This window comes from Sulfitobacter sp. CB2047 (assembly GCF_000735125.2).
Taxonomy (GTDB): Bacteria; Pseudomonadota; Alphaproteobacteria; order Rhodobacterales; family Rhodobacteraceae; genus Sulfitobacter; species Sulfitobacter pontiacus.
This window is the reverse complement of record NZ_CP072613.1, coordinates 1,374,859-1,395,964: the sequence shown is the minus strand read 5'-3', so window position 1 is coordinate 1,395,964 and position 21,106 is coordinate 1,374,859. Positions and strand designations below refer to the sequence as shown.

General features: G+C 61.2%; 18 protein-coding genes. 6 read left to right on the top strand and 12 right to left on the bottom strand.

Annotated elements, in window-relative coordinates:
- Positions 1 to 176 precede the first annotated feature (176 nt).
- Positions 177 to 1,337, top strand: a complete 1,161-nt coding sequence (carA, locus tag IV89_RS06950; RefSeq protein ID WP_005854180.1) for a glutamine-hydrolyzing carbamoyl-phosphate synthase small subunit — start codon at positions 177 to 179, stop codon at positions 1,335 to 1,337.
- 97 nt (positions 1,338 to 1,434) lie between these two features.
- A complete protein-coding gene (locus IV89_RS06945) occupies positions 1,435 to 3,351 on the top strand; it encodes a glycosyltransferase family 2 protein (protein WP_037944536.1) in 1,917 nt (638 codons plus the stop codon).
- Here the strand turns inward: IV89_RS06945 and IV89_RS06940 are convergent.
- Entirely contained in the window at positions 3,348 to 4,001 is a 654-nt protein-coding gene (locus IV89_RS06940; RefSeq protein WP_005854182.1) for a GntR family transcriptional regulator, read from the bottom strand. The two genes, IV89_RS06945 and IV89_RS06940, sit on opposite strands and share 4 nt — an antisense overlap.
- Positions 4,002 to 4,099: 98 nt before the next feature.
- Here IV89_RS06940 and IV89_RS06935 point away from each other — a divergent pair, with 98 nt between their 5' ends.
- Both IV89_RS06935 and IV89_RS06930 read left to right on the top strand, forming a co-directional pair.
- Complete coding sequence (locus tag IV89_RS06935) at positions 4,100 to 4,747, top strand: pyrimidine 5'-nucleotidase (RefSeq protein ID WP_005854183.1); 648 nt, start codon at positions 4,100 to 4,102, stop codon at positions 4,745 to 4,747.
- Between the two features lie 9 nt (positions 4,748 to 4,756).
- A complete protein-coding gene (locus IV89_RS06930; RefSeq protein ID WP_037944537.1) occupies positions 4,757 to 5,959 on the top strand; it encodes a UbiH/UbiF family hydroxylase in 1,203 nt (400 codons plus the stop codon).
- 18 nt (positions 5,960 to 5,977) lie between these two features.
- On the opposite strand, the gene IV89_RS06925 is transcribed toward IV89_RS06930, so the two are convergent.
- The 3 genes from IV89_RS06925 to IV89_RS06915 are packed head-to-tail and all read right to left on the bottom strand — an operon-like array spanning position 5,978 to position 8,068.
- Entirely contained in the window at positions 5,978 to 7,105 is a 1,128-nt protein-coding gene (locus tag IV89_RS06925; RefSeq protein ID WP_037945059.1) for an aminotransferase class V-fold PLP-dependent enzyme, read from the bottom strand.
- A gap of 49 nt (positions 7,106 to 7,154) precedes the next feature.
- Entirely contained in the window at positions 7,155 to 7,616 is a 462-nt protein-coding gene (locus IV89_RS06920; protein WP_005854186.1) for an Lrp/AsnC family transcriptional regulator, read from the bottom strand.
- Complete coding sequence (locus IV89_RS06915) at positions 7,613 to 8,068, bottom strand: Lrp/AsnC family transcriptional regulator (RefSeq protein WP_037944539.1); 456 nt, start codon at positions 8,066 to 8,068, stop codon at positions 7,613 to 7,615. The genes IV89_RS06920 and IV89_RS06915 overlap by 4 nt, the downstream gene beginning before the upstream one ends.
- A 135-nt stretch (positions 8,069 to 8,203) precedes the next feature.
- Here IV89_RS06915 and ilvC point away from each other — a divergent pair, with 135 nt between their 5' ends.
- Positions 8,204 to 9,226, top strand: a complete 1,023-nt coding sequence (gene ilvC, locus IV89_RS06910; protein ID WP_009824953.1) for a ketol-acid reductoisomerase — start codon at positions 8,204 to 8,206, stop codon at positions 9,224 to 9,226.
- 104 nt (positions 9,227 to 9,330) lie between these two features.
- Positions 9,331 to 10,257 (top strand): DMT family transporter, encoded by a 927-nt coding sequence (locus tag IV89_RS06905; protein ID WP_037944540.1) that lies wholly within the window; start codon positions 9,331 to 9,333, stop codon positions 10,255 to 10,257.
- Positions 10,258 to 10,377: 120 nt separating this feature from the next.
- On the opposite strand, the gene glmM is transcribed toward IV89_RS06905, so the two are convergent.
- The 8 genes from glmM to IV89_RS06865 form a co-directional block, all read right to left on the bottom strand.
- A complete protein-coding gene (glmM, locus tag IV89_RS06900) occupies positions 10,378 to 11,724 on the bottom strand; it encodes a phosphoglucosamine mutase (RefSeq protein WP_037944541.1) in 1,347 nt (448 codons plus the stop codon).
- Entirely contained in the window at positions 11,721 to 12,737 is a 1,017-nt protein-coding gene (gene folP, locus IV89_RS06895; protein ID WP_037944542.1) for a dihydropteroate synthase, read from the bottom strand. The genes glmM and folP overlap by 4 nt, the downstream gene beginning before the upstream one ends.
- Positions 12,738 to 12,740: 3 nt before the next feature.
- Entirely contained in the window at positions 12,741 to 13,664 is a 924-nt protein-coding gene (locus IV89_RS06890; protein WP_037944543.1) for a dihydroneopterin aldolase, read from the bottom strand.
- Between the two features lie 108 nt (positions 13,665 to 13,772).
- On the bottom strand, positions 13,773 to 14,408 hold the full coding sequence (locus IV89_RS06885; RefSeq protein WP_037944544.1) for a cell wall hydrolase: 636 nt from the start codon (positions 14,406 to 14,408) through the stop codon (positions 13,773 to 13,775).
- A 128-nt stretch (positions 14,409 to 14,536) separates the two neighbouring features.
- Positions 14,537 to 17,059, bottom strand: a complete 2,523-nt coding sequence (locus IV89_RS06880) for a putative PEP-binding protein (protein WP_235183816.1) — start codon at positions 17,057 to 17,059, stop codon at positions 14,537 to 14,539.
- 104 nt (positions 17,060 to 17,163) lie between these two features.
- Entirely contained in the window at positions 17,164 to 19,473 is a 2,310-nt protein-coding gene (glyS, locus tag IV89_RS06875) for a glycine--tRNA ligase subunit beta (protein WP_037944547.1), read from the bottom strand.
- A 98-nt stretch (positions 19,474 to 19,571) separates the two neighbouring features.
- Positions 19,572 to 20,093, bottom strand: a complete 522-nt coding sequence (locus tag IV89_RS06870; RefSeq protein WP_005854197.1) for a DUF6446 family protein — start codon at positions 20,091 to 20,093, stop codon at positions 19,572 to 19,574.
- Positions 20,090 to 21,028, bottom strand: a complete 939-nt coding sequence (locus IV89_RS06865; RefSeq protein WP_037944548.1) for a glycine--tRNA ligase subunit alpha — start codon at positions 21,026 to 21,028, stop codon at positions 20,090 to 20,092. The genes IV89_RS06870 and IV89_RS06865 overlap by 4 nt, the downstream gene beginning before the upstream one ends.
- Positions 21,029 to 21,106: the final 78 nt, after the last annotated feature.

Here is a 21,106-nt window from a genome sequence, read left to right as displayed (position 1 = left end):
GGGGTATTAAGCCGTGCAACATAGAGATATTGCGCGGCGCAGGCAATGCCACAAGCCTCGCGCAACCCATTGAATAACAACGATATTTCATTTTCAACCTGCTATTGACCCCGACGAACTGCGGCTTTAGGTTGCCACCGTTTAGCTCCATATACCTGCCGCTGGAGGCCCCCGACATGACCGCGACCACATCACCTCGTCCGACTGCCTGCCTGGCGCTAGCGGACGGATCGATTTTCTACGGCATGGGCTTTGGCGCAACGGGAGAGACCGTGGCCGAGCTTTGCTTTAATACAGCGATGACGGGCTATCAGGAAATCATGACCGACCCGTCCTACGCGGGGCAGATCGTGACCTTTACCTTCCCCCACATCGGCAATACCGGTACCAACCCCGAAGATGACGAAACCGGCGATCCGGTCGCAGCGGGGATGGTTGTCAAATGGATGCCCACCGACCCGAGCAACTGGCGTTCGGTCCAGCCGTTGTCCGAATGGCTGGCTTCGCGCGGACGCATCGCGATTGGTGGTATTGATACACGCCGCCTGACCCGCGCCATCCGGCAGCAAGGGGCCCCTCACGCGGCATTGGCGCATAATCCTGACGGCGTTTTCGACGTCGAAGCGCTTGTCGCTGCGGCACGCGGTTTCGCGGGCCTAGAAGGCATGGATCTGGCGAAAGATGTCAGCTGCAAACAATCCTACCGCTGGAATGAAATGCGGTGGGCTTGGCCAGACGGCTATACTGCGCAGGAAAACGCACCTCATAAAGTGGTCGCGATCGACTACGGTGCCAAGCGCAACATCCTGCGCTGCCTTGCCTCGGCCGGCTGCGACGTCACGGTGCTGCCCGCCTCTGCCACGTATGAAGATGTGATGGCGCATAATCCTGACGGTGTTTTCCTGTCGAACGGCCCCGGCGATCCGGCGGCGACCGGCGTGTATGCCGTGCCGATGATCAAGGACGTCATTGAAAAGACAGAGCTTCCGGTTTTCGGCATTTGCCTTGGCCACCAGATGCTTGCGCTGGCTCTTGGGGGGCAGACGGTCAAGATGGGTCACGGTCACCACGGTGCGAACCACCCCGTTAAGGACATTGATACCGGCAAGGTCGAAATCACCTCGATGAACCATGGGTTTGCCGTCGATGCGCAAAGCCTGCCAAGCGGAGTGGTTGAAACGCATCAGTCGCTGTTTGACGGCTCCAACTGCGGCATCCGGATGGAGGGGCGGCCCGTCTGGTCCGTTCAGCACCACCCCGAAGCGAGCCCCGGCCCGCAAGACAGTTTCTATCTGTTTGAACGCTTTGCCGCGGCGATGGCAGAGCGGGCCAGCTAAACCTGATAATTGCGGGCGTTCTCTTCATTCGCAATTAACGTCCCATTAAGTCATCTCTCCCAAGGTGGTCCTATTCCGACAGGAAGGGATTCGCCCGTTGAGCAACCTTGGATTAGAGCTGAAAGCACCCAGTCCCGCGCGTGTGCGCGGGCGCTATCGTCCCTTGGGGCGCATATTGGTCGACGCAGGGTTGATCGATCAGGCCGATCTGGTGCACGCGCTGGAAGCGCAGCGCGATCTGGATGCACCGCTTGGGGAAATCCTTCTGGCTCAAGGGCTTGTCTCGCGCAGTGAGGTGACCAAAGCACTGGCACTGCAACACCAGATCCAGCAGATCGACCTTGACGCAGACCCGCCCAAACCGGTGCTTGCGCGCCATCTGTCTGCCGAAGCCAGTTTGCACCATAAGATTGTGCCGTGGCGGAGGATGGGCCAAACGCTGTTTGTAGCGACCAGCCGGCCGGATACCCTTCATACCCTTGCGCATGAGGCCTTCGGCAACAGCGATCTGGACATCGTACCGGTGCTGGCAGAACCCGCGCAGATCAACCGTCAGATCACCGCGCTTTACGGGTCCGAGCTGGCCAAACGCGCGGCAGAGCGTGTGCCCCCTCATGAAAGCTGCCGAACATGGCGGGTTGCCGGGCCGCGCCGGCGTATTTGGGCCGCCGGTGTCATTTTTGTCGCGAGCATGCTGTTCGCGTTACTCCCCGCGGTGACGTTTACGGCGTTTGTTCTATGGGCATTGTTCTGCAGTACTATGATCATGACGCTACGATCATCGGCCTTTCTGGCGCGCTGCCTGTGGGGGAACACACCACTGCCTTCAGACCCCGCCGTGCCATCGCCCCCGACACGATGGCCAAAGGTATCGGTTCTCGTCCCTCTTCTGCATGAGGAGGAGATTGCCAGCGCCTTGATCGCACGCCTGTCGCAGCTCAGCTATCCCAAGGCGCTGTTGCAGATCGTTCTGGTGCTTGAGGAAGGCGATCAAATGACCCGTGACACCATCGCGCGAACCGAACTGCCCTTTTGGTTCGACGTGATCGAAGTGCCCCAAGCAGGCAAACTGCGCACCAAACCCCGTGCCCTGAACTATGCGCTGGAATTTTGCAGCGGCAGTATTATCGGCGTGTGGGATGCCGAGGACGCGCCGGAGGCAGACCAGATCAACCGCGTTGTACAACATTTTGATAAGGCACACAAAAACGTTGCTTGTGTGCAGGGCGTTCTGGATTTTTACAATGCGCGCACCAACTGGATCTCGCGCTGTTTCACACTGGAATATGCGACTTGGTGGCGCGTGATCCTACCCGGTGTCGCGCATCTGGGCCTGATCATTCCCCTCGGCGGCACCACATTATTTTTCCGCCGCGCCGCTTTGGAGAAACTGCGGGGCTGGGACGCCCATAATGTCACCGAAGATGCAGATCTTGGCGTCCGCCTCGCGCGGCATGGGTATAAAACCGACCTGCTGCCGACTGTCACTTACGAAGAGGCCAATTTTCGTGCGTGGCCGTGGATCAAACAAAGGTCGCGATGGCTGAAAGGCTTCTTGATCACATGGGTCGTGCACAGCCGTGCCCCCTTCCAACTGATCCGTGATGTCGGGCTTATTCGGTTTATGGGCGTGCAGGTACTGTTCCTCGCGACGTTCTGCCAGTTCATCTTTGCCCCCCTGCTCTGGTCTTTCTGCCTACCGCTGTTCGGCGCAGCACATCCTGTCCAGACAACACTGGGCGCTGACGTGTTCTACGGGCTTTTCGGATATTTCCTCTTCGCGGAAATCCTCAATATATCTGTCGCGATGACGGCGGTTTCAGGTCCGCAACATCGCCACCTTATACCCTGGGCAATCACCCTTCCGTTTTACTTTATTCTCGGCTCTTTCGCGGCCAATAAGGCGCTATACGAATTCGTGGTCACGCCGTTCTATTGGGACAAGACCGAACACGGCGTCGCACATAAATCCAGCCCCATTGGTTCTACGGCGTCACCACTTCGTCCACCCTAGCCTTCGTCTTTGCGCTGTGCCGCTTCTTGCTTGAGCCGCGTCATGAAGGCGACAGAAATATGCGTGCGCAATGCTTCATCCGCACCATCTTCGTCACGCTGTTCGATCATCTGAACAATGCGGTCATGTTCATCCTGCGCGATCGCACCGCGCCCATCCACGGCCAGTGACGATGTCGCCATCAGCGCCATGGACCGGTGCACCAGATCAAGTTGCTGCACCAGATACCGGTTGTGCGACGCGAGATGAATTTGTTTGTGAAAACGGCGGTTCGCACGCGCCAACGCCGCTGGATTGTCGCGAAAAGCGTCGTCTTCCTCGACCATTTCGCGCAATACACGGACTTCTTCAGCGGTGGCGTGACGGGCGGCAAGCCGCGCGGCCAACCCCTCCAACTCGCCGCGTACGACGTAAAGTTCGGCCACCTGATTGTGGTCCAACGATGCAACGATCAGGCTCCGCCCGTCCCGCGCGAGCAGGGATTGCGTCTCAAGCCGTTGTAATGCTTCACGAACCGGCGTTCTTGAGACACCGAAGCGTTCGGCCAATTCGCTTTCCACCAACCGATCACCGGGGCGATAGGTGCCCACGTCAATCGCGTCCAGGATCATGGAATAGGCGTCTGTGGGTCCGGAGCGTGGCGTCGTCATTGGTTCTCTTTCAAAAGGCTCCGGCACCTTAGCCCCCGCGTCCAATTGCGCAACCCCGTGATCTTGCGCAGATCATCCGGTCAGCGTAGCAAGTCCCCATGCCACACGCCTCTTTCTCTCATGTGAATACTTGGGTCTTTGACCTTGATAACACATTATACCCGCCATCAGCCCGCCTGTTTGACCAGATTGAACAGCGGATGACGCATTGGGTGATGACCGCCTTGAACGTCGATGAGCAGCGCGCGGATTATCTGCGCAGACATTACTGGCACACCTACGGCACCACGCTGGCCGGGCTGATGCGCGAACACGACCTTGATCCCGGCCCCTATCTGCACGAGGTCCACGAGATCTCCTTTGACGCGCTGATCCCGGATCCTCTGCTTGCCGCGCGGATCGCCGCCCTGCCGGGGCGCCGGATCATCTATACCAACGGCACTGCCCCCTACGCCGAAAAAGTCATTGCCGCACGGGGGCTTTCGGGCCTGTTCGATGCCATCTACGGCGTTGAGCACGCGTCATTTTTACCCAAACCCGAACGCGCCGCCTACGACCTGATATTCGCCGCCGACGCATTGACCCCAACCACCGCCGTGATGTTCGAGGACGACCCCCGCAACCTGATCGCCCCGCATGACATGGGGATGGGTACCGTCCATGTGGCCGAGCACCCCGCCCCCGCGCCGCATATCCATTTCCACACCGATGATCTTTCGGCTTTTCTTGCACAGATCACGGGCTAACTGACGGGCATGACTATGGCATGTGATATCTTGATTTCGGGCGGCGGCATTGCCGGTTTGACGGCGGCAGCGGCTTTCGGCACCGCGGGTTTCAACGTGGTCTGCGTCGACCCCACGCCCCCCGTCACCGATGGTGCGGCGAAAGGGGCCGACATGCGCTCTACTGCGATGCTGCAACCGGCGCGCCGCGTGCTTGAGGCCGCGGGCATCTGGGCCCATCTGGAAGAACATGCCGCACCTTTGCAGGTGATGCGTATTGTGGATGCCGGCGGTGACGGCGATGCACCGGTGACCAGCCGCGCTTTTGATGCTGCCGATATCTCGGACCAGCCCTTTGGCTGGAACTTCCCGAACTGGCTGCTAAGGCGTGCGCTTCTGGAGCGGTTAGAGGCTTTGCCGAACGTCGATTTCCGCCCCGGCACCGCAACCACCAGCTTGTTCATCCGCACCACCGGCGCACGCGTAAGCCTCAGCGATGGCACGAAAATTTCGGCAAAGCTCGTGATTGCCGCAGACGGGCGCGACAGCCCCATGCGCGACGCCGCCGGCATTGAGGTGACCCGCCAAAGCTATGGCCAAAAGGCGCTTGCCTTTGCCGTGACACACCCGATCCCGCATGAAAACGTGTCGACCGAGGTGCACCGCAGCGGGGGCCCCTTCACCCTTGTACCCCTGCCCGATCGCGACGGCCTGCCCTGCTCTGCCGTGGTGTGGATGGATGACGGCGCGTCCTGCCTTGCGCGGATGGCGCTTGACGCAGATGCGTTTTCCCAAGCCGCGACCGACCGCAGTGCCCATGTGCTCGGCCCGTTGACGCTGGCCTCCGAACGGGCGATCTGGCCGATCATCAGCCAGCATGCCGCGCGCCTCGCGGCTGAACGTGTCGCCCTGATTGCAGAAGCCGCCCATGTGATGCCCCCCATTGGCGCGCAGGGGTTGAACATGTCGCTGCAAGACATCGCAACGCTGCTGGAACTGGCGCAAAAGCACGGCGCTGATCTGGGCAGCCAGCACATGCTGGATGCCTATCACAAGGCGCGTTTTGGCGATATTCAGCTGCGCTTGCGGGGCATCGACCTCTTGAACCGCGCGAGTCAGGCGACAACGCCGCTGGCCCGCGATGCGCGTGCCAAAGGGCTCAGCGCGCTATATGCCCTGCCCCCCGTACGGCGCATGTTGATGGAGATGGGCTTGGGCATGCGGCAGGGCTGACCTGCCGCGCGCCTTTATTTACAGTACCTTATCGACCACGGCGGCCAGCCGCGCGAGCGTGGCATCGACGTCGTAAAGCTTATCCAGACCGAACAGCCCCAGACGGAAGGTCTGGAAATCCTCCGGCTCGTCACACATCAACGGCACGCCAGCAGCGATCTGCATCCCTTCGGCAGCAAAGGCCTTGCCGTTTTGCACGGTTGGATCCGCGGTATAGCTCACCACCACCCCCGGCGCGCCAAAACCTTCCGCCGCGACAGAGGTAACGCCCCTCTCCGCCAACATCTTGCGCACGGAATCCCCCAGACGCCACTGCGCCTCTTTCAGACGGTCAAACCCGTAGGATTTCGTCTCAAGCATGGTATCGCGGAATTGACGTAGCGCATCGGTCGGCATGGTCGCGTGATAGGCGTGGCCACCATTTTCATAGGCTTTCATAATGCTATGCCACTTGGCCAGATCAATAGCAAAACTGTCCGATGTTGTCTCTCCCATGCGTGCAACAGCGCGATCCGACATCATGACCAGCCCGGCAGAGGGCGAAGCGCTCCAGCCCTTTTGCGGCGCAGAGAGCAATACGTCGACGCCAAGCGCCTTCATATCCACCCATGCGCAGCCCGACGCGATACAATCCAGCACCACCAGCGCGCCGACGGCATGGGCCGCTTCTGCCATCTGCTTGATATAGTCATCGGGCAGGATCACCCCCGCACTGGTCTCCACATGAGGTGCGAAAACCACCTGCGGCTTATGCGTCTCGATGGCCTTGACGACGTCATCAATCGGGCTCGGGGCAAAGGGCGCGGGCGTGCTGTTGCCCTGCATCTGCGCCTTCATGACGGTAGCATTGCCGGTCAGATCGCCGCTCTCGATGATCTGGCTCCACCGATAGGAAAACCAGCCGTTGCGCACGACCAGCACCTCGGCCCCCCGTGCGAACTGACGGGCGACCGCCTCCATCCCATAGGTGCCGCCTCCGGGGACGACAGCCACGGCATCGGCCTTGTATACGTCTTTGAGCAGAGTGCTGATGTCGCGCATGACCTCTTGGAACACGGCGCTCATATGGTTCAAGGACCGGTCGGTGAACACGACCGAAAACTCTTCAAGCCCTTCCGGGTCAACTGAATTTAGCAAAGCGGGCATGATATCCTCCTGATGGTTTCGCGCGAACATAGCCGCTCGCGTGGTAAAGTCACAGGCCCAATGGTCCGGTCAGTCGTTCCTCGCTTAGAAGCACATTTGCCTCGACCGCCCCCGCCCCGGGCAGGGTCATGATCCGCCGCCGCAGTACCCGTTCGAAATCCGCCAGATCCCGCGCAACAACCCGTAAACGGTAGTCATATAGCCCCAGAACATGCTCCACCGTTTGGACCTCGGGGATGGCACTGACGGCGCGTTCGAAATCCTCCAGGCTAACCCGCCCTTTGGTCGCAAGCTTGACGCCAAGAAAGACGGTGACGCCGAACCCCAATGCCTCCCGGTTCAAGCGCAGCCTCTTGCCGCGCAGGATGCCTGCCTCCTCCAACCGTTTGATCCGCCGCCAAGTGGCAGGCTGCGACAGCCCCAGATGACGCCCCAGGGCACCGGCGCTTTGTGTGGCATCGCGCGCAAGCGACCGGATCAACCGGTGGTCCACCTCATCCAGCGTGATCATAGCGGTAACGCCTCCTCTGACTTGATCCGCGCCACATGCATCAGCGCCTCGATATCGGCAATATGCGGCAAGGTCAGAATACCCTCCCGGTAAATCTGCTGATAATGCGCCATATCCCGCGCAATTACCGATAGGCGCACATCCACCCGCCCCAGAAAGGTCTGGAGCTCGATCACCTCAGGCAGTTGGCGTGCCTCTTCAAGAAAGCGGTCAAAGGCATTGCCTTGTGTCTTGTCCAAAGTGATCCGCAAGGACACTTCGACCGTGTAGCCCAATGCCGCCCAATCGACGACAGCCGCCACCCCCTGAACGATACCGGCTTCCTGCATGCGCGTGATCCGCCGCGACACCTTACCCGCTGTCAGCCCCGTAAGGTCGGCCAACTCCGCCGGCGACAGCCCCGCATCCGCCTGCCAGTGGCGCAGAAGTCGTCGATCCATATCATCAAGCATGATTTTTCCATTTTTACCGCATACCGCGCATTACCATCTTCATTTTGCCAAATAAACTCACAATTCCGCAATAGCATCTCGCACTAGCTTCGATATGGTCTCCCTAGATTTCAACGAACCCGAAAGGACGCCCCAATGCGCGTTTATTACGACCGTGACTGCGATGTGAACCTGATCAAGGACAAGAAAGTCGCCATCCTCGGCTATGGCTCCCAGGGCCACGCCCACGCGCTGAACCTGCGTGATTCCGGTGCGAAAAACCTCGTCGTTGCGCTGCGCGAAGGCTCCGCTTCGAAAGCGAAAGCCGAAGGCGAAGGCCTGAAAGTCATGGAAATCGCCGAAGCAGCAGCTTGGGCCGATGTGATCATGTTCACCATGCCCGACGAATTGCAGGCTGAAACCTACAAGAAATACGTGCACGATAACATCCGCGAAGGCGCTGCAATCGCATTCGCCCACGGCCTGAACGTCCACTTCGGCCTGATCGAACCCAAACCCGGCGTTGATGTGATCATGATGGCCCCCAAAGGCCCGGGCCACACTGTGCGCGGCGAATACACCAAAGGCGGCGGCGTGCCTTGCCTGGTTGCGGTAGACACCGACGCCACCGGCAAAGCGCTGGAAATCGGCCTGTCCTACTGCTCCGCCATCGGTGGCGGCCGTTCCGGCATCATCGAAACCAACTTCCGCGAAGAATGTGAAACCGATCTGTTCGGCGAACAGGCTGTTCTGTGCGGCGGTATCGTTGAACTGATCCGCTGTGGCTTTGAAACACTGGTCGAAGCCGGCTACGAGCCCGAAATGGCCTATTTCGAATGTCTGCACGAAACCAAGCTGATCGTTGACCTGATCTATGAAGGCGGCATCGCCAACATGGACTACTCGATCTCGAACACAGCGGAATACGGCCAATACGTCTCCGGCCCGCGCATCCTGCCCTACGACGAGACCAAAGCGCGCATGAAAGCCGTTCTCAGCGACATCCAGTCGGGCAAATTCGTGCGTGACTTCATGCTGGAAAACTCCGTCGGTCAGCCCACGCTGAAATCCTCGCGTCGCGCCAATGACGAACATCAGATCGAAGTCGTCGGCGGCAAGCTGCGCGAAATGATGCCCTGGATCTCTGCCGGCAAGATGGTCGACAAATCCAAGAACTGATCGCCATTGCAGCGATGTGGAAAGGCCCGGTTTTGCACCGGGCCTTTTCTTTTGCGCAACCGGCTGTCACATCTGGCGGGCCGAGTTTTCCCACAGGATATGTCATGCCGGACGCGCCCCAGATCACCAAATCCAGCTGGCTGATGATCCTGCTGCTTGCCTTCATCTGGGGAGGCACGTTTCTGGTGACCGAAATCGCTTTGACTGAAATGCCACCCTTCTGGATCGCGGCCACACGTGTCGGGTTCGCGGCCACCGTGATGGTGGTAATCTGGGCTCTGCGAGGCTTTCGGCTCTTTACCCAATCCCCCACCCGCGGCGACATCGCGGCCGTGATCTTTATCGGTGCCGCCAGCTCTGCCGTGCCGTTCAGCCTGCTCGCATGGGGTCAGCAATATGTCACCTCGGGATTCGCGGGGGTGACCATGGCCGCGACGGCGCTGATCATCCTGCCGCTCGCGCATTTCTTCGTTCCGGGCGAAGCGATGAGCCCGCGCAAGGTGATCGGGTTTGCCCTGGGCTTTGTCGGCGTTGTCATCCTGATCGGCGCGCAAGCCTTTGAAAGCACTGGCACCGCGCTTGAAACCCAAGGCCGTCTGGCCTGCCTGGGTGCGGCGGGGTGCTACGCCACCAGCTCGATCATCATGCGCCGCCTGCCCGCGGTGGACGCGATCGGCCTTGCGACCATCCTGCTGATCATTGCCACCTGCATCACCGTTCCCATGGCAATCATCATCGAAGGTCTGCCGCCCCGCCCCTCGCCGTCCATCTTCGCGGCGCTGGCGTTTCTGGGCCTGATCCCCACCGCCGCCGCGAATTTCCTGCGCGTGCTGGTGATCCGCAGTGCTGGCCCGGTGTTTATGTCACTGGTGAACTACCAAGTCCCCGTCTGGTCCGTCTGCCTCGGTGCGCTCTTGCTGAACGAACCGCTGCCGCCATCCCTGCTCTACGCGATGGTGCTGATCCTCTCGGGCGTCGCGCTCAGCCAATATGGCGCGTTCCGCCGGCTGTTCACCCGCACGCGCGCCTAGCTTCCAAATGGCTCTAAATCCTCGCCGAAGGCATCCCACAGCCACCGCAGGCGGCGCGTCCCGCGAGGGCAAGGCAGGGCCGCTGCGCAGGACATCCCCGCCAGCAGCCCTGCGATCAGCTTAAGGTGCGACAGCCGCCGTGACCGCATCCACCACAGAATCGACAGCGCGTTCCATCAGCTGCGCGTCTTCATGTTCTGCCATCACACGCACCAGCGGCTCGGTACCGGATTTGCGGATCAGCAAACGCCCCTGACCAGCCAGATCGGCTTCGGCCTGTGCGATGGCCCCTTGCACCTGCGCGTCTTCCAACGGCACCTGACCGGCAGAAAACCTTACGTTCTTAAGCAGTTGCGGCACGGGTTCAAAGTTGTTCAGCAGCTCGGAGGAGGTCTTCTCCGACCGGATCATCTCTGCCAGAAACTGCAGCCCCGCCATCAGACCGTCACCCGTGGTGGCGTGGTCGGTCATTACGATATGGCCCGATTGCTCGCCGCCCAGATTGAAACCGCCTTCGCGCATCCGCTCGACCACATAGCGGTCGCCGACGGACGTCCGCTCAAGCCGTAGCCCCTTGCCCTGCAAGAAGTGTTCAAGGCCGAGGTTGCTCATCACCGTGGCAACCAAGGCGCCATTGGCCAGCCGGTCTTCGGCCGCCCAACGGGAGGCCATAAGGGCCATGAATTGATCCCCGTCACCGACCTTGCCGGTTTCGTCAATCAGGATCACGCGGTCCGCGTCGCCATCTAGACAAATGCCCACATGGGCACCGTGCTCTACCACCGCCGCTGCGGCGCGTTCGGGGTGGGTCGAGCCGCAATTCTCGTTGATATTAAAGCCGTTCGGCGACACGCCAATCTCGATCACCTCGGCCCCCAGTTCCCATAGGGTTTCGGGAGCGACGCGGTGTGCGGCCCCATTGGCGCAGTCGATCACGACCTTCAGCCCATCCAGACGCATCTGGCGCGGGAACGATGACTTCACCCGCTCGACATAGCGGAACCGCCCGTCATCGATCCGCTTGGCACGGCCGATCTTGTCGGCGGGGTTCAACTCCACGCCGCCTTCGATCAACGCCTCGATCTCGGCCTCCACAGCGTCGCTCAACTTGAACCCGTCGGGGCCGAAGAACTTGATGCCATTGTCCGTCGCCGGATTGTGGCTGGCCGAGATCATGACCCCCAGATCAGCCCGCATCGACCGCGTCAGCAGCCCGACCGCAGGTGTGGGCACCGGCCCCAGCAGCAGCACATTCATCCCCGAGGACGTTAGCCCCGCCGTCAGCGCGTTTTCGAACATATAGCCCGACAACCGCGTGTCCTTACCAATCACCACACGGTGCACACCATCACGACCCGCGCTAAAATAGCGCCCCACAGCGGCCCCGATTTTCAGGGCGACCTCGGCTGTCATCGGGTGCACATTGGCCTTTCCGCGAATACCGTCTGTTCCAAATAATTTTGTCATAAAATGCTCCCAAAATATGCGGCATGCCACAGAGCGACCGCTTGGCGGGTGTCGTCCACGTCATGCACACGGATCATTTGCACACCCTGCCCCAATCCTGCAAGCGCCACGGCGATCGACCCCGGCGCGCGGTCCTGTGCCTGCGGTGCGTTGCCGATCGTTCCGATGAACCGTTTGCGCGACACGCCTAGCAGGATAGGCGTCCCCAAAGCGTGAAACAGGCTCAGCCGCGCCAGCAGAGCCAGATTGTGATCCTGCGTCTTGCCGAACCCGATGCCCGGGTCCGCCAGAATGGCCCCCCGCGGGATGCCTGATGCCTCCAGCATGCTGATCTGCCGCTCCAGCGCGTCAAAAACATCAAGCAGCACGTTATCATACTGTGGGTCCAGATGCATGGTCGCGGGATCGCCTTGGGCATGCATAACGCAAACCGGCAGCGCCAGTTTTTGACACAGGGGTCCAAGGGCGGGATCAAAGGTGAAGCCCGAGACGTCGTTTACCAGATTGGCACCGGCGCTGACCGCGGCCTCGGCCACGGCGGCCTTGCGGGTATCGATAGAGATCGGCGTGTGCAGCCCCGCACCCCGCAGTGCGGCAATGACGGGAGCGGTGCGCGTGATCTCTTCGGAGACGGGCACAAAATCCGCGCCGGGGCGTGTGGACTCGCCGCCAATGTCCAGAATATCCGCGCCGGCGGCCACCATCTCTTGTGCGACGCGCAGCGCATCGGGCACGGCATTATGCTGCCCCCCGTCCGAGAAACTATCGGGCGTCGTGTTCAGAATGCCCATGATGCGCGGGCGGTCCAGCGTCAGCCCTGCCATCGCGGGTCTGGGCGCGGTCAGCCGTGCCATCACGCTTGCCGGGATATCGGCCGCGGGTACAACACGGGGCGGCGTGCTGCGCGACAAGACCTCGGCATGGGTGAACCAGCCCCACCCCCCCGCGAGAGACACCGCGGTGTCAGGCCGCGCGGGGCCGATCTGGACGAGAGGTCGAAAGTAATCGGTCATGTCTCACAGCCTGCCCTGGTCCACCGCTACGGCGCGCAGCGGAACAGAGGCGTCGGCCGGCAGGTCCGCCCCGATCACCAACATCTCTGTCGCGTCGAAGCTGGCGGCGAACCACGCGGCCAAGGCCACAGCATCGCGCGGCTGCGCCGAGGGCGTATCCACGCTATCAAGCACGATCTTCGACGGAGCCCAAACGCTCGTCTGGCCGTTCTTCATCGCCCAATCCAGCTCTGTCCGCGTCGCCACGACCACGCAGCGATCATCCTTTGCGGCCAGCACCCAAGCGTTCTGTTCAATCGCCAGCAGATCAATGCGACGCTGCGCCATTTTATGCCCGACCTGCGGCGCGGCGGTGTCCGATGCGCCGACACAGAGGATCAGGGGCCGCCCCATCTGGTGCAACTGGTCCAGCCACCCCGCCAGATGCGGCGAGGCGATGGCATCATTGCTCAGATAAACCAGCTCGGGGTGCGGCACCTCGCGCGCCTCGGCCTGACTGTCCGGGGTATCATCGCGGGCGCGCACGATCTCGACTCCCAAAGCACCGGGGCCACGGTCCAGCTTTTCGATGCGCACAAACACCCGCATCGCCTGCCGTTCCAGCAGGATACGATCCGCGACCCGTTCGGCCAGCGTCTCGAGCAGGTTCAGCCGTTCGTCCGACAGCTCGTAGGCGATCGCTTCGGTCACGCGGTCGTAGGACAGGATACGGTCCACATCGTCATCCACGGGGCCGGTCAGCGGCTGCACCTCGACGACGACATTGAAACAGATGCGCTGCGTTACGCCACGTTCGGCCTGAAAGGCACCGATCTCGACCTCAACGATATGATCGCGCAGGGAAATCCGGTCCAGAGGTTCAGGCCCCGCCGTCGCAGCAGCGCGTTCGGACGGGTGCGCAAAGGCAAGCCGCGTGTCACTTGTCATGGGTTTGGGCCTTTGCTTGTCTCACTCGCAAACGATCCTAGACCGTTTGCGCGGATGTACCAAAGCCAGACACGGCTGGCCAGCCGTCAAAGACGACAGAAACGCCGCTTAGTTCGACGCGGTCTGAACGCCGTCACGATAGAACATGTGCACGCCGATCTTGGTGGTGCGGGTAAAGACGCGCGACCAACGGGGGCTTACGGCGGTGGTATGATAATACGTCGCCCCGCCTGTCAGCGATGGTGCCTTGCCGTCCAGCACCGCCCGCGCGACCTTGCCGACCTGCGCATAGGCGCGCGGTTCGGCGATCACTTCGGCATTGCCGTCGCAGGTGTAGGTGAACTGACACTGGTATTTGCGACCTGTTCCCTGATTGATCACGCTGCACAAAGACCCGGGAAACTGCGCGGATTTCACACGGTTCATGATCACTTCGGCCACAGCGAACTGGCCCTTGACCGTCTCGCCGCGCGCTTCAAAGTAGAGCGCCTCTGCCAGACAGCGCCATTGTTCGCCGCCCGATGCCTTCGGCTGTTCGGCCAGCCATGCGCGGGTGAACTCCACCTCGCTTGCGTTGTTCGATGCGATCATGCTTTCCAGACGTTCCGACCCGACAGAGCGCAGCCCTTTGGCTTCGATGTCAGCCAATGCTTTCGCCTGTTGCGGGCTGGCGGACGCCACGGCAGGAGCAAGCAAAGACAGCGCCAGCAGGGCGCAGGACGAGAATTTCTGAAAAGAACGCATTGAGCGCCTCGCAAGTAGTTTCGGACAGCGCCCCCTACCCAAACTGGCACCAAGCGTAAACCCTGCCGAAACCGCCTGCGCGGGAACCCGCACAGGAAAACAACATCTAGGCGATCAGCCGCGCAAAACTACCCGATCTTGTCCGAGATTGCGAGCTGTGCCGCCGCCAACCTGGCAACTGGAACACGGAAAGGTGAGCAAGAAACGTAGTCGAAACCCGCGTCACGGCAAAAAGCAATCGATTCGGGGTTGCCGCCGTGCTCTCCGCAGATCGACAAGGTAATCCCAGGTTGTGCTTCCCGCCCCCGCGCGGCACCAAGCTGAAGCAGCTCTCCGACGCCATCACGGTCCAGCATATGGAACGGATCTTCGGGGAAAACGCCCTGCTGCACGTAGGTCGACATGAACCGTCCCGCGTCATCTCGGCTCAACCCATAGGTCATCTGCGTCAGGTCGTTTGTCCCGAAACTGAGGAAGGAACAATGGGGCGAAATCTCTCCGGCGCGCAGGGCGGCACGGGGTGTTTCGACCATCACGCCCAAACGGTAGGTAAAGCTCGCGCCGCGTTCGGATTTCACCGCCGTTGCGATCTTGTCGACGCTGGCTTTGATCAGTTCAACCTCGCGTTTGGCCGAAACAAGCGGGATCATGATCTCGGGCACCACGGGGTCGCCGTCGCGGCTGGCTTCGATCGTGGCCTCGAAGATCGCGCGGGCCTGCATCTCGTAGATTTCGGGCACCGTCACGCCAAGACGAACGCCGCGCAGGCCGAGCATCGGGTTATATTCGGTCATCGCCTCGATCCGGCGGGTCACGTTGGACAGCGGCAAATCCAGCGCCTCGGCCAGATCGCGTTGACCGGTTCGGGTCGAGGGCAGGAATTCGTGCAAGGGCGGATCGAACAGACGGATGCACACCGGCTGACCCTGCATGATGCGGAAAAGCTGAATGAAATCATCGCGTTGCATTGGCAGCAACCGCTCCAGCACGGCGCGGCGGCCTTCACTGGTATCGGCAAAGATCATCTCGCGCATCACGGTCAGGCGGCTGGGGTCAAAGAACATATGCTCTGTCCGGCACAGCCCGATCCCCTGCGCGTCGAAATTGCGCGCGGTTTGCGCGTCGGCGGGGGTGTCAGCGTTGGCACGTATCCCGATGTCGGCAGCGTCTTCGGCCCAGGACATGAGCTTTTGGAAGGTCGCGTCCAGCAGCGGCTCAAGCATATCCGCGGCCCCGCACAGCACCTCTCCCGAGGTGCCGTCGAGGGTGATTTCATCGCCTGCCTTGAACATCCGCCCGTCAGGGGCCGTGATCACCCCCTTGACCAGATCGAACCGCATTGACGAGGCACCGACGACGCAGGGCAAGCCCATGCCCCGCCCGATCACCGCGGCGTGGCTGGTGATGCCACCGCGTTCGGTCAGCACGGCTTGGGCGGCATGCATCCCGCGAATATCCTCGGGCGAGGTTTCGCGGCGCACCAGAATACATTTCTCGCCCCGTGCGGCACTGGCTTGCGCATCGTTCGCGTTGAACACGATCCGGCCGGTGGCGGCACCGGGGCTGGCGGCAATGCCGCGCCCGATCACATCGCGTTTCACCCGGGGGTCAACCTGCCGGTGCAACAGCTCTGTCAGGGTGCGGGGCTGGACACGCATCAGTGCCTCTTCGCGGGGGATGATCCCTTCGTCCGCCAGCGCCACCGCGATACGCACCGCCGCCCGCGAGGACCGCGACACGCGCACGCCATCAAGGATAAACAACTCTCCGTCAGAGATGACGAATTCCACCTGCATCTCGGCACGCAGCCGCACCCGCATCAGCGCCGCGTGCTGTTTGAGCATCTCGAAAGCTTCGGGGGCGTGTTCCTCAAGCGACGGGCCGCGTGGATCGCGCGTCAGGTAAAGCGCATCGGCGGTGTCCTGCAAGGCGTCGCGCCCCTGCGACTGGCTCAGGTACCGCCCGGTGATCTGTGGTAGGCCGGTGGTGCTGTCCACCAGTTGCAACACGCCCGAGCCGCAAATCCCCGTGCCCACACCGAACACCATCTGCTGCACGATCAGGCCCAGCCCCGCATCTGCAGGCGCCCCCTTGGCCTGGCGCAACAGCCGCGCCGATGTGCCCTCCCACGCCCGCGCCATGGAACTGAGCACGGCGGTCAGCTGGGTCACACGGTCCTGGGGGAAGCTTTCTTCGGTCTCAAGCTCGTAGGCGCGCAGGGATTGCAGCAGCGCCTCGCGCCCGTCGCCTTCGACGTCGTCGAACATATCGGGGTCCAAACGCGCCACATTGACGGCATAGGATTGCACGAAACGGGTATAAAGCGCCGATGCGGGTCCCTCGCCCATACGTTCGCAATAGTCGGCATAGCGGTCATCGTTCATGCCGATGTTCATCACCGCCCCCGGCCCGCCCCAATCCGGGTCCTGGCTAGAGGGGCGCACGCATAGCAGCGCGTCTTGGGGGAATTCATCGGCGACCGCTTGCAGATCGGGGATCTGCCCCTGCGCGATCTCGAGCACGACATCAAAGGGCAGCGCCACGGTGCGCGGCACCGGCAGATCAAGACGGACCAGACGTTGCAGACATTTCGCACGCCCCCCATGCGTATCATTCGCGATGGGGGCGGTTTGGGTCACAAGGGTTGTCATGGCGGCTTTCTGCACTGCGGCACCTTTTGGTTCCTGCGCAGCATAGGCTTTCGCCGTGGTGTGGCAAGGCGTGATCGCCTTGCCCACGTGTCGGGTCTGCTGCGTTACCCGTCGATTTTCGTCAGATCCGCGACCGAGCTACAGATCGTGCGGATACGGCTGAGCAGGTTCAACCGGTTGCGCCGGACCGTCGCGTTATCAGAGTTCACCTGCACCGCATCAAAGAACGCATCAATCGGGCCGCGCAAGGACGCCATCGCGGACATGGCTGTGCCGAAATCCTGTGCCTCCATCGCCGGTTTGATCTGCGCCTCTGCGGTATCAAGGGCGGCAAACAACGCGCGCTCTTCTTCCGTCTCGGCAAATTTGATGTCCGCCCCGAAGGAGTATTCCACCCCATCCGCATCCTCGGCTTGGCTGAGAATATTGTTGGCGCGCTTGAATCCTTGGATCAGGTTTTCCCCGTCGTCGGTTTTCAACGTCTCGCTCAGCGCCTTGGCGCGTTTGACCAGCAGGGTCAGGTCGTCGTTGCCGTCCGTCGCACCAGCAGGTGCGCCATCAGAAGAACTGATGCAAGCGTCGATGATGTCATGACGGACGCCTTGGTCTTTAAGGTAGACCTTCAGGCGGTCGTGGAGGAAGGAGAGGAGGTTAGCCGTTTCAATTGGATGTCCAGCTAAAACAGTCTGCCGTGCTCTTTCAGCAGCGCCCAACCGTTCGTCAAGATTTAGATCCTCGTTGACGCTTTCGGTTGCTATCCAAGCAGTAATTTCATCAGTTTGCCAACTGTCGATTGAGTGAAGCAGTGGCTCCCTCCAGATGTCACTCTTTCCTGCGTGAATAGCCCAGCCAGCTAACTCTTTACGCAGACAATCTGCTTCTATTCTACGAAACGCAGTTGGAATTACATTTCTGAGGTTCAGCGACACATCATTCTCAACCAAAATCCGGATCACGCCCAAGGCCGCGCGACGCAGCGCAAACGGGTCTTTGCTCCCGGTCGGTTTTTCGTCAATCGCCCAGAAGCCGGTCAGCTTGTCGATTTTCTCTGCCAGCGCCACGGCGATGGACACGGGCGCGGTTGGCACGTCGTCGGATGGTCCCAGCGGCGCATAGTGGTCTTGGGCGGCGGCGGCGATGGCGTCGGACTTGCCGGCGGCTTTGGCATAGTAGCTGCCCATAAGCCCCTGAAGTTCGGGGAATTCATAGACCATTTCGGACGATAGATCGGCCTTGGCGAAACGGGCGGCGGCGCGGGCCTCTTTTGCGTCGGCCCCGACCATCGGGGCGAGTTCCCCAGCCAGTGCCTCCATGCGCGAGATCAGCTCTGCCTGTGTGCCCAGCTTGTTGTGGAAGGTCACGTTGGACAGGCGGTCCACCCAGGTCTGCATCCCGGCCTCCGATTGCGCGATGCGCAGATCGTTTTCCCAGAAGAATTTAGCGTCCGACAGGCGCGCAGAGAGCACTTTTTCATTGCCCGCCAGAATGGTCGCGCCATCGTCGGCGGTGGTGCGGTTGGCGACGGTGACAAAGCGCTCGATGCGGCCCGTCTTGGGGTTGCGCACGGAAAAGAACTTCTGGTGCTCTTTCATCGAGGTTTGCAGCACCTCGGGCGGCAGACCAAGGAAATCATCGCCAATCTGCCCCATCAGCACGACGGGATATTCCACCAGCCCTGCGACCTCGGCCAGCAGGCCCGCATCCTCGACCACCTCAAGCCCGTTGGCAAAGGCCATATTGGTCGCGTCGTTCCAGATCGTATCGCGCCGCTCTGCCGGGTCGAGCACGACAAACGCGCGTTTCAGCTTGGCGCTGTAGTCGTCAAAGCTGCTGACGGTGATTGTATCGGGGGCCAGAAAGCGGTGTCCGCGCGTGGTATCGCCTGCGGTAATCCCGTCGATGGTCAATGGCACGGTCTGCGCGCCATCCTCGGCCGACAGGATACACAGGATCGAATGCAACGGGCGCACCCACCGCAAGCTGCCACTGCCCCACCGCATGGATTTGGGCCATGGGAAATTGCGAATGGTGTTTTCCAGCACTTCTGCCACGATCTCGGCTGCGGGGCGGCCCGGCTTTTTGATCATGGCGAACAGGATCTTGCCCTTGGGCGTGTCGCGTTCTTCCAGCTGGTCGCGGGTCAGGCCCGCGCCACGCAGAAACCCTTCGATGGCTTTTTCCGGCGCGTCGGCCTTGGGGCCTTTGCGTTCCTCGACCAGCGACGGGCTGGCGTCCAGCATCCCCTCGATCGTCAGGGTCAGACGACGCGGCGTCGAAAAGGCCGCGGCAGAGGCATAGGTCAGCCCCGCATCCACCAGCCCGTTCGTCACCAGTTTCTTTAGATCATCCGCCGCGCGCGCCTGCATGCGGGCGGGAATTTCTTCCGAGAAAAGCTCTATCAGGAGGTCGGGCATGGGTTCGTACCTTTCGGGGCCGCGTGTCGCTTGGGTGCGGTTAAATATGTGTCGCGCAAACAGCGCTTATGTCAAAGGGCCGGTCGATCCGGGTCGGATCAGTCGGCGGGGCGTTCCGGGCAAGCTTCGCCCACCACGGTCCCATCATAGGATTTGTCGCCACAATCGTTCAGCTCGTGCCAGACATAGCCGCGCCCGTCCGAAGTGATCGCAACGATACGGTCTACGCCGAAATGCACGTTCTTCTGCCCCAGAAAGGTCAGCGCCGTGCCTGCCTCGATCTCTTCTGCGATGGCTTTGGCGTCGAAACAGTCGAACCAGCCCGGTGCATTGCGCGGCGTGACCTCGTCGCTGACGACATAGGTTTCGGACAGCATGGCGAGGCTGAGCGAGGTGTCGAAACATGCGCGGTAGCGGATGGGCGAGCTGTCGGCGTCGATGGCGCGGAAATTGTCGGTCAGGATCGGCTCGGACGCATTGCTGGAGATCGACACCAGCGAGACGCCCTCATCCGGTGCCGGTGCCTCGTGATAGTAGCCGTAGACCTGTAGATAATAAAGCGCGAGACCCGCAATGGCTGCTGCAACCAAGATGACGCCTCCTACAATTTTACCGTTCATGCCGCGTCTTCCGACCAACCGCCGGCCCGTGTCTGAACAAAGGCGTCGGCGCAGGCTTTGGCAAGGGTGCGCACCCGCCCGATATAGGCCTGACGCTCTGTCACCGAGATGACACCGCGTGCGTCCAGCAGGTTGAAAATGTGGCTCGCCTTGATGCATTGGTCATAGGCGGGGTGCGCCATCACGATGCGCTTGCCGGTCTTGGGGTCCACGGCGTCTTGCGCAAGGATCGCCTTGCACTCGTTCTCTGCCTCGACAAAGTGGTCCAGCAGCACGTCGGTATTGGCGACGTCAAAGTTCCAGCGGGCGTATTCTTCCTCGGTCTGTTTGAACACATCACCATAGGTCAGCGGGATCGGCGCGTCGGGGCTGTTAAAGGGCATGTCCATCACGTGATCGACGCCCAGAACATACATCGCCAAACGCTCGAGCCCGTAGGTCAGCTCGCCCGATACAGGATGGCAATCATGGCCGCCGACCTGCTGGAAATAGGTGAACTGCGACACTTCCATGCCGTCACACCAGACTTCCCAGCCCAGTCCCCATGCGCCCAAAGTGGGGCTTTCCCAGTCATCCTCGACAAAGCGGATGTCATGCAGCGCCATATCGATCCCGATCGCCTCAAGCGATCCGAGGTAGAGCTCTTGCAGGTTGGGCGGGCTGGGTTTGATCAGTGCCTGAAACTGGTAGTAATGCTGCAGACGGTTGGGGTTTTCCCCATAGCGCCCGTCGGTCGGGCGGCGCGAGGGCTGCACATAGGCGGCGGCCCAAGGGTTGGTGCCAAGCGCGCGCAGGGTCGTTGCCGGGTGGAACGTACCCGCACCGACTTCCATGTCGTAGGGTTGCAGGACCGCACAGCCCTGACGTGCCCAATAGGACTGTAGGGCGAGGATGATTTCCTGAAATGAACGGGGGCGCTGGACCGGGTCGGACATAAGATTTTGCCTTTGCTGCTGCGCGCCTTTCCTAAGGTGCTGTCGCGGTAGGGTCAATTGGCAGCTTTGTGATGATTT

What these genes read in the sequence shown, in the direction of transcription:
- IV89_RS06880 (WP_235183816.1), bottom strand. Translation starts at nt 17,059, where the DNA reads ATGACAACCCTTGTGACCCAAACCGCCCCCATCGCGAATGATACGCAT.
- glyS (WP_037944547.1), bottom strand. Translation starts at nt 19,473, where the DNA reads ATGCCCGACCTCCTGATAGAGCTTTTCTCGGAAGAAATTCCCGCCCGC.
- IV89_RS06940 (WP_005854182.1), bottom strand. Translation starts at nt 4,001, where the DNA reads ATGACGACGCCACGCTCCGGACCCACAGACGCCTATTCCATGATCCTG.
- ilvC (WP_009824953.1), top strand. Translation starts at nt 8,204, where the DNA reads ATGCGCGTTTATTACGACCGTGACTGCGATGTGAACCTGATCAAGGAC.
- IV89_RS06905 (WP_037944540.1), top strand. Translation starts at nt 9,331, where the DNA reads ATGCCGGACGCGCCCCAGATCACCAAATCCAGCTGGCTGATGATCCTG.
- folP (WP_037944542.1), bottom strand. Translation starts at nt 12,737, where the DNA reads ATGACCGATTACTTTCGACCTCTCGTCCAGATCGGCCCCGCGCGGCCT.
- carA (WP_005854180.1), top strand. Translation starts at nt 177, where the DNA reads ATGACCGCGACCACATCACCTCGTCCGACTGCCTGCCTGGCGCTAGCG.
- IV89_RS06925 (WP_037945059.1), bottom strand. Translation starts at nt 7,105, where the DNA reads ATGCCCGCTTTGCTAAATTCAGTTGACCCGGAAGGGCTTGAAGAGTTT.
- IV89_RS06865 (WP_037944548.1), bottom strand. Translation starts at nt 21,028, where the DNA reads ATGTCCGACCCGGTCCAGCGCCCCCGTTCATTTCAGGAAATCATCCTC.
- IV89_RS06885 (WP_037944544.1), bottom strand. Translation starts at nt 14,408, where the DNA reads ATGCGTTCTTTTCAGAAATTCTCGTCCTGCGCCCTGCTGGCGCTGTCT.
- IV89_RS06890 (WP_037944543.1), bottom strand. Translation starts at nt 13,664, where the DNA reads ATGACAAGTGACACGCGGCTTGCCTTTGCGCACCCGTCCGAACGCGCT.
- IV89_RS06870 (WP_005854197.1), bottom strand. Translation starts at nt 20,093, where the DNA reads ATGAACGGTAAAATTGTAGGAGGCGTCATCTTGGTTGCAGCAGCCATT.
- IV89_RS06920 (WP_005854186.1), bottom strand. Translation starts at nt 7,616, where the DNA reads ATGATCACGCTGGATGAGGTGGACCACCGGTTGATCCGGTCGCTTGCG.
- glmM (WP_037944541.1), bottom strand. Translation starts at nt 11,724, where the DNA reads ATGACAAAATTATTTGGAACAGACGGTATTCGCGGAAAGGCCAATGTG.
- IV89_RS06930 (WP_037944537.1), top strand. Translation starts at nt 4,757, where the DNA reads ATGACTATGGCATGTGATATCTTGATTTCGGGCGGCGGCATTGCCGGT.
- IV89_RS06935 (WP_005854183.1), top strand. Translation starts at nt 4,100, where the DNA reads ATGCCACACGCCTCTTTCTCTCATGTGAATACTTGGGTCTTTGACCTT.
- IV89_RS06915 (WP_037944539.1), bottom strand. Translation starts at nt 8,068, where the DNA reads ATGCTTGATGATATGGATCGACGACTTCTGCGCCACTGGCAGGCGGAT.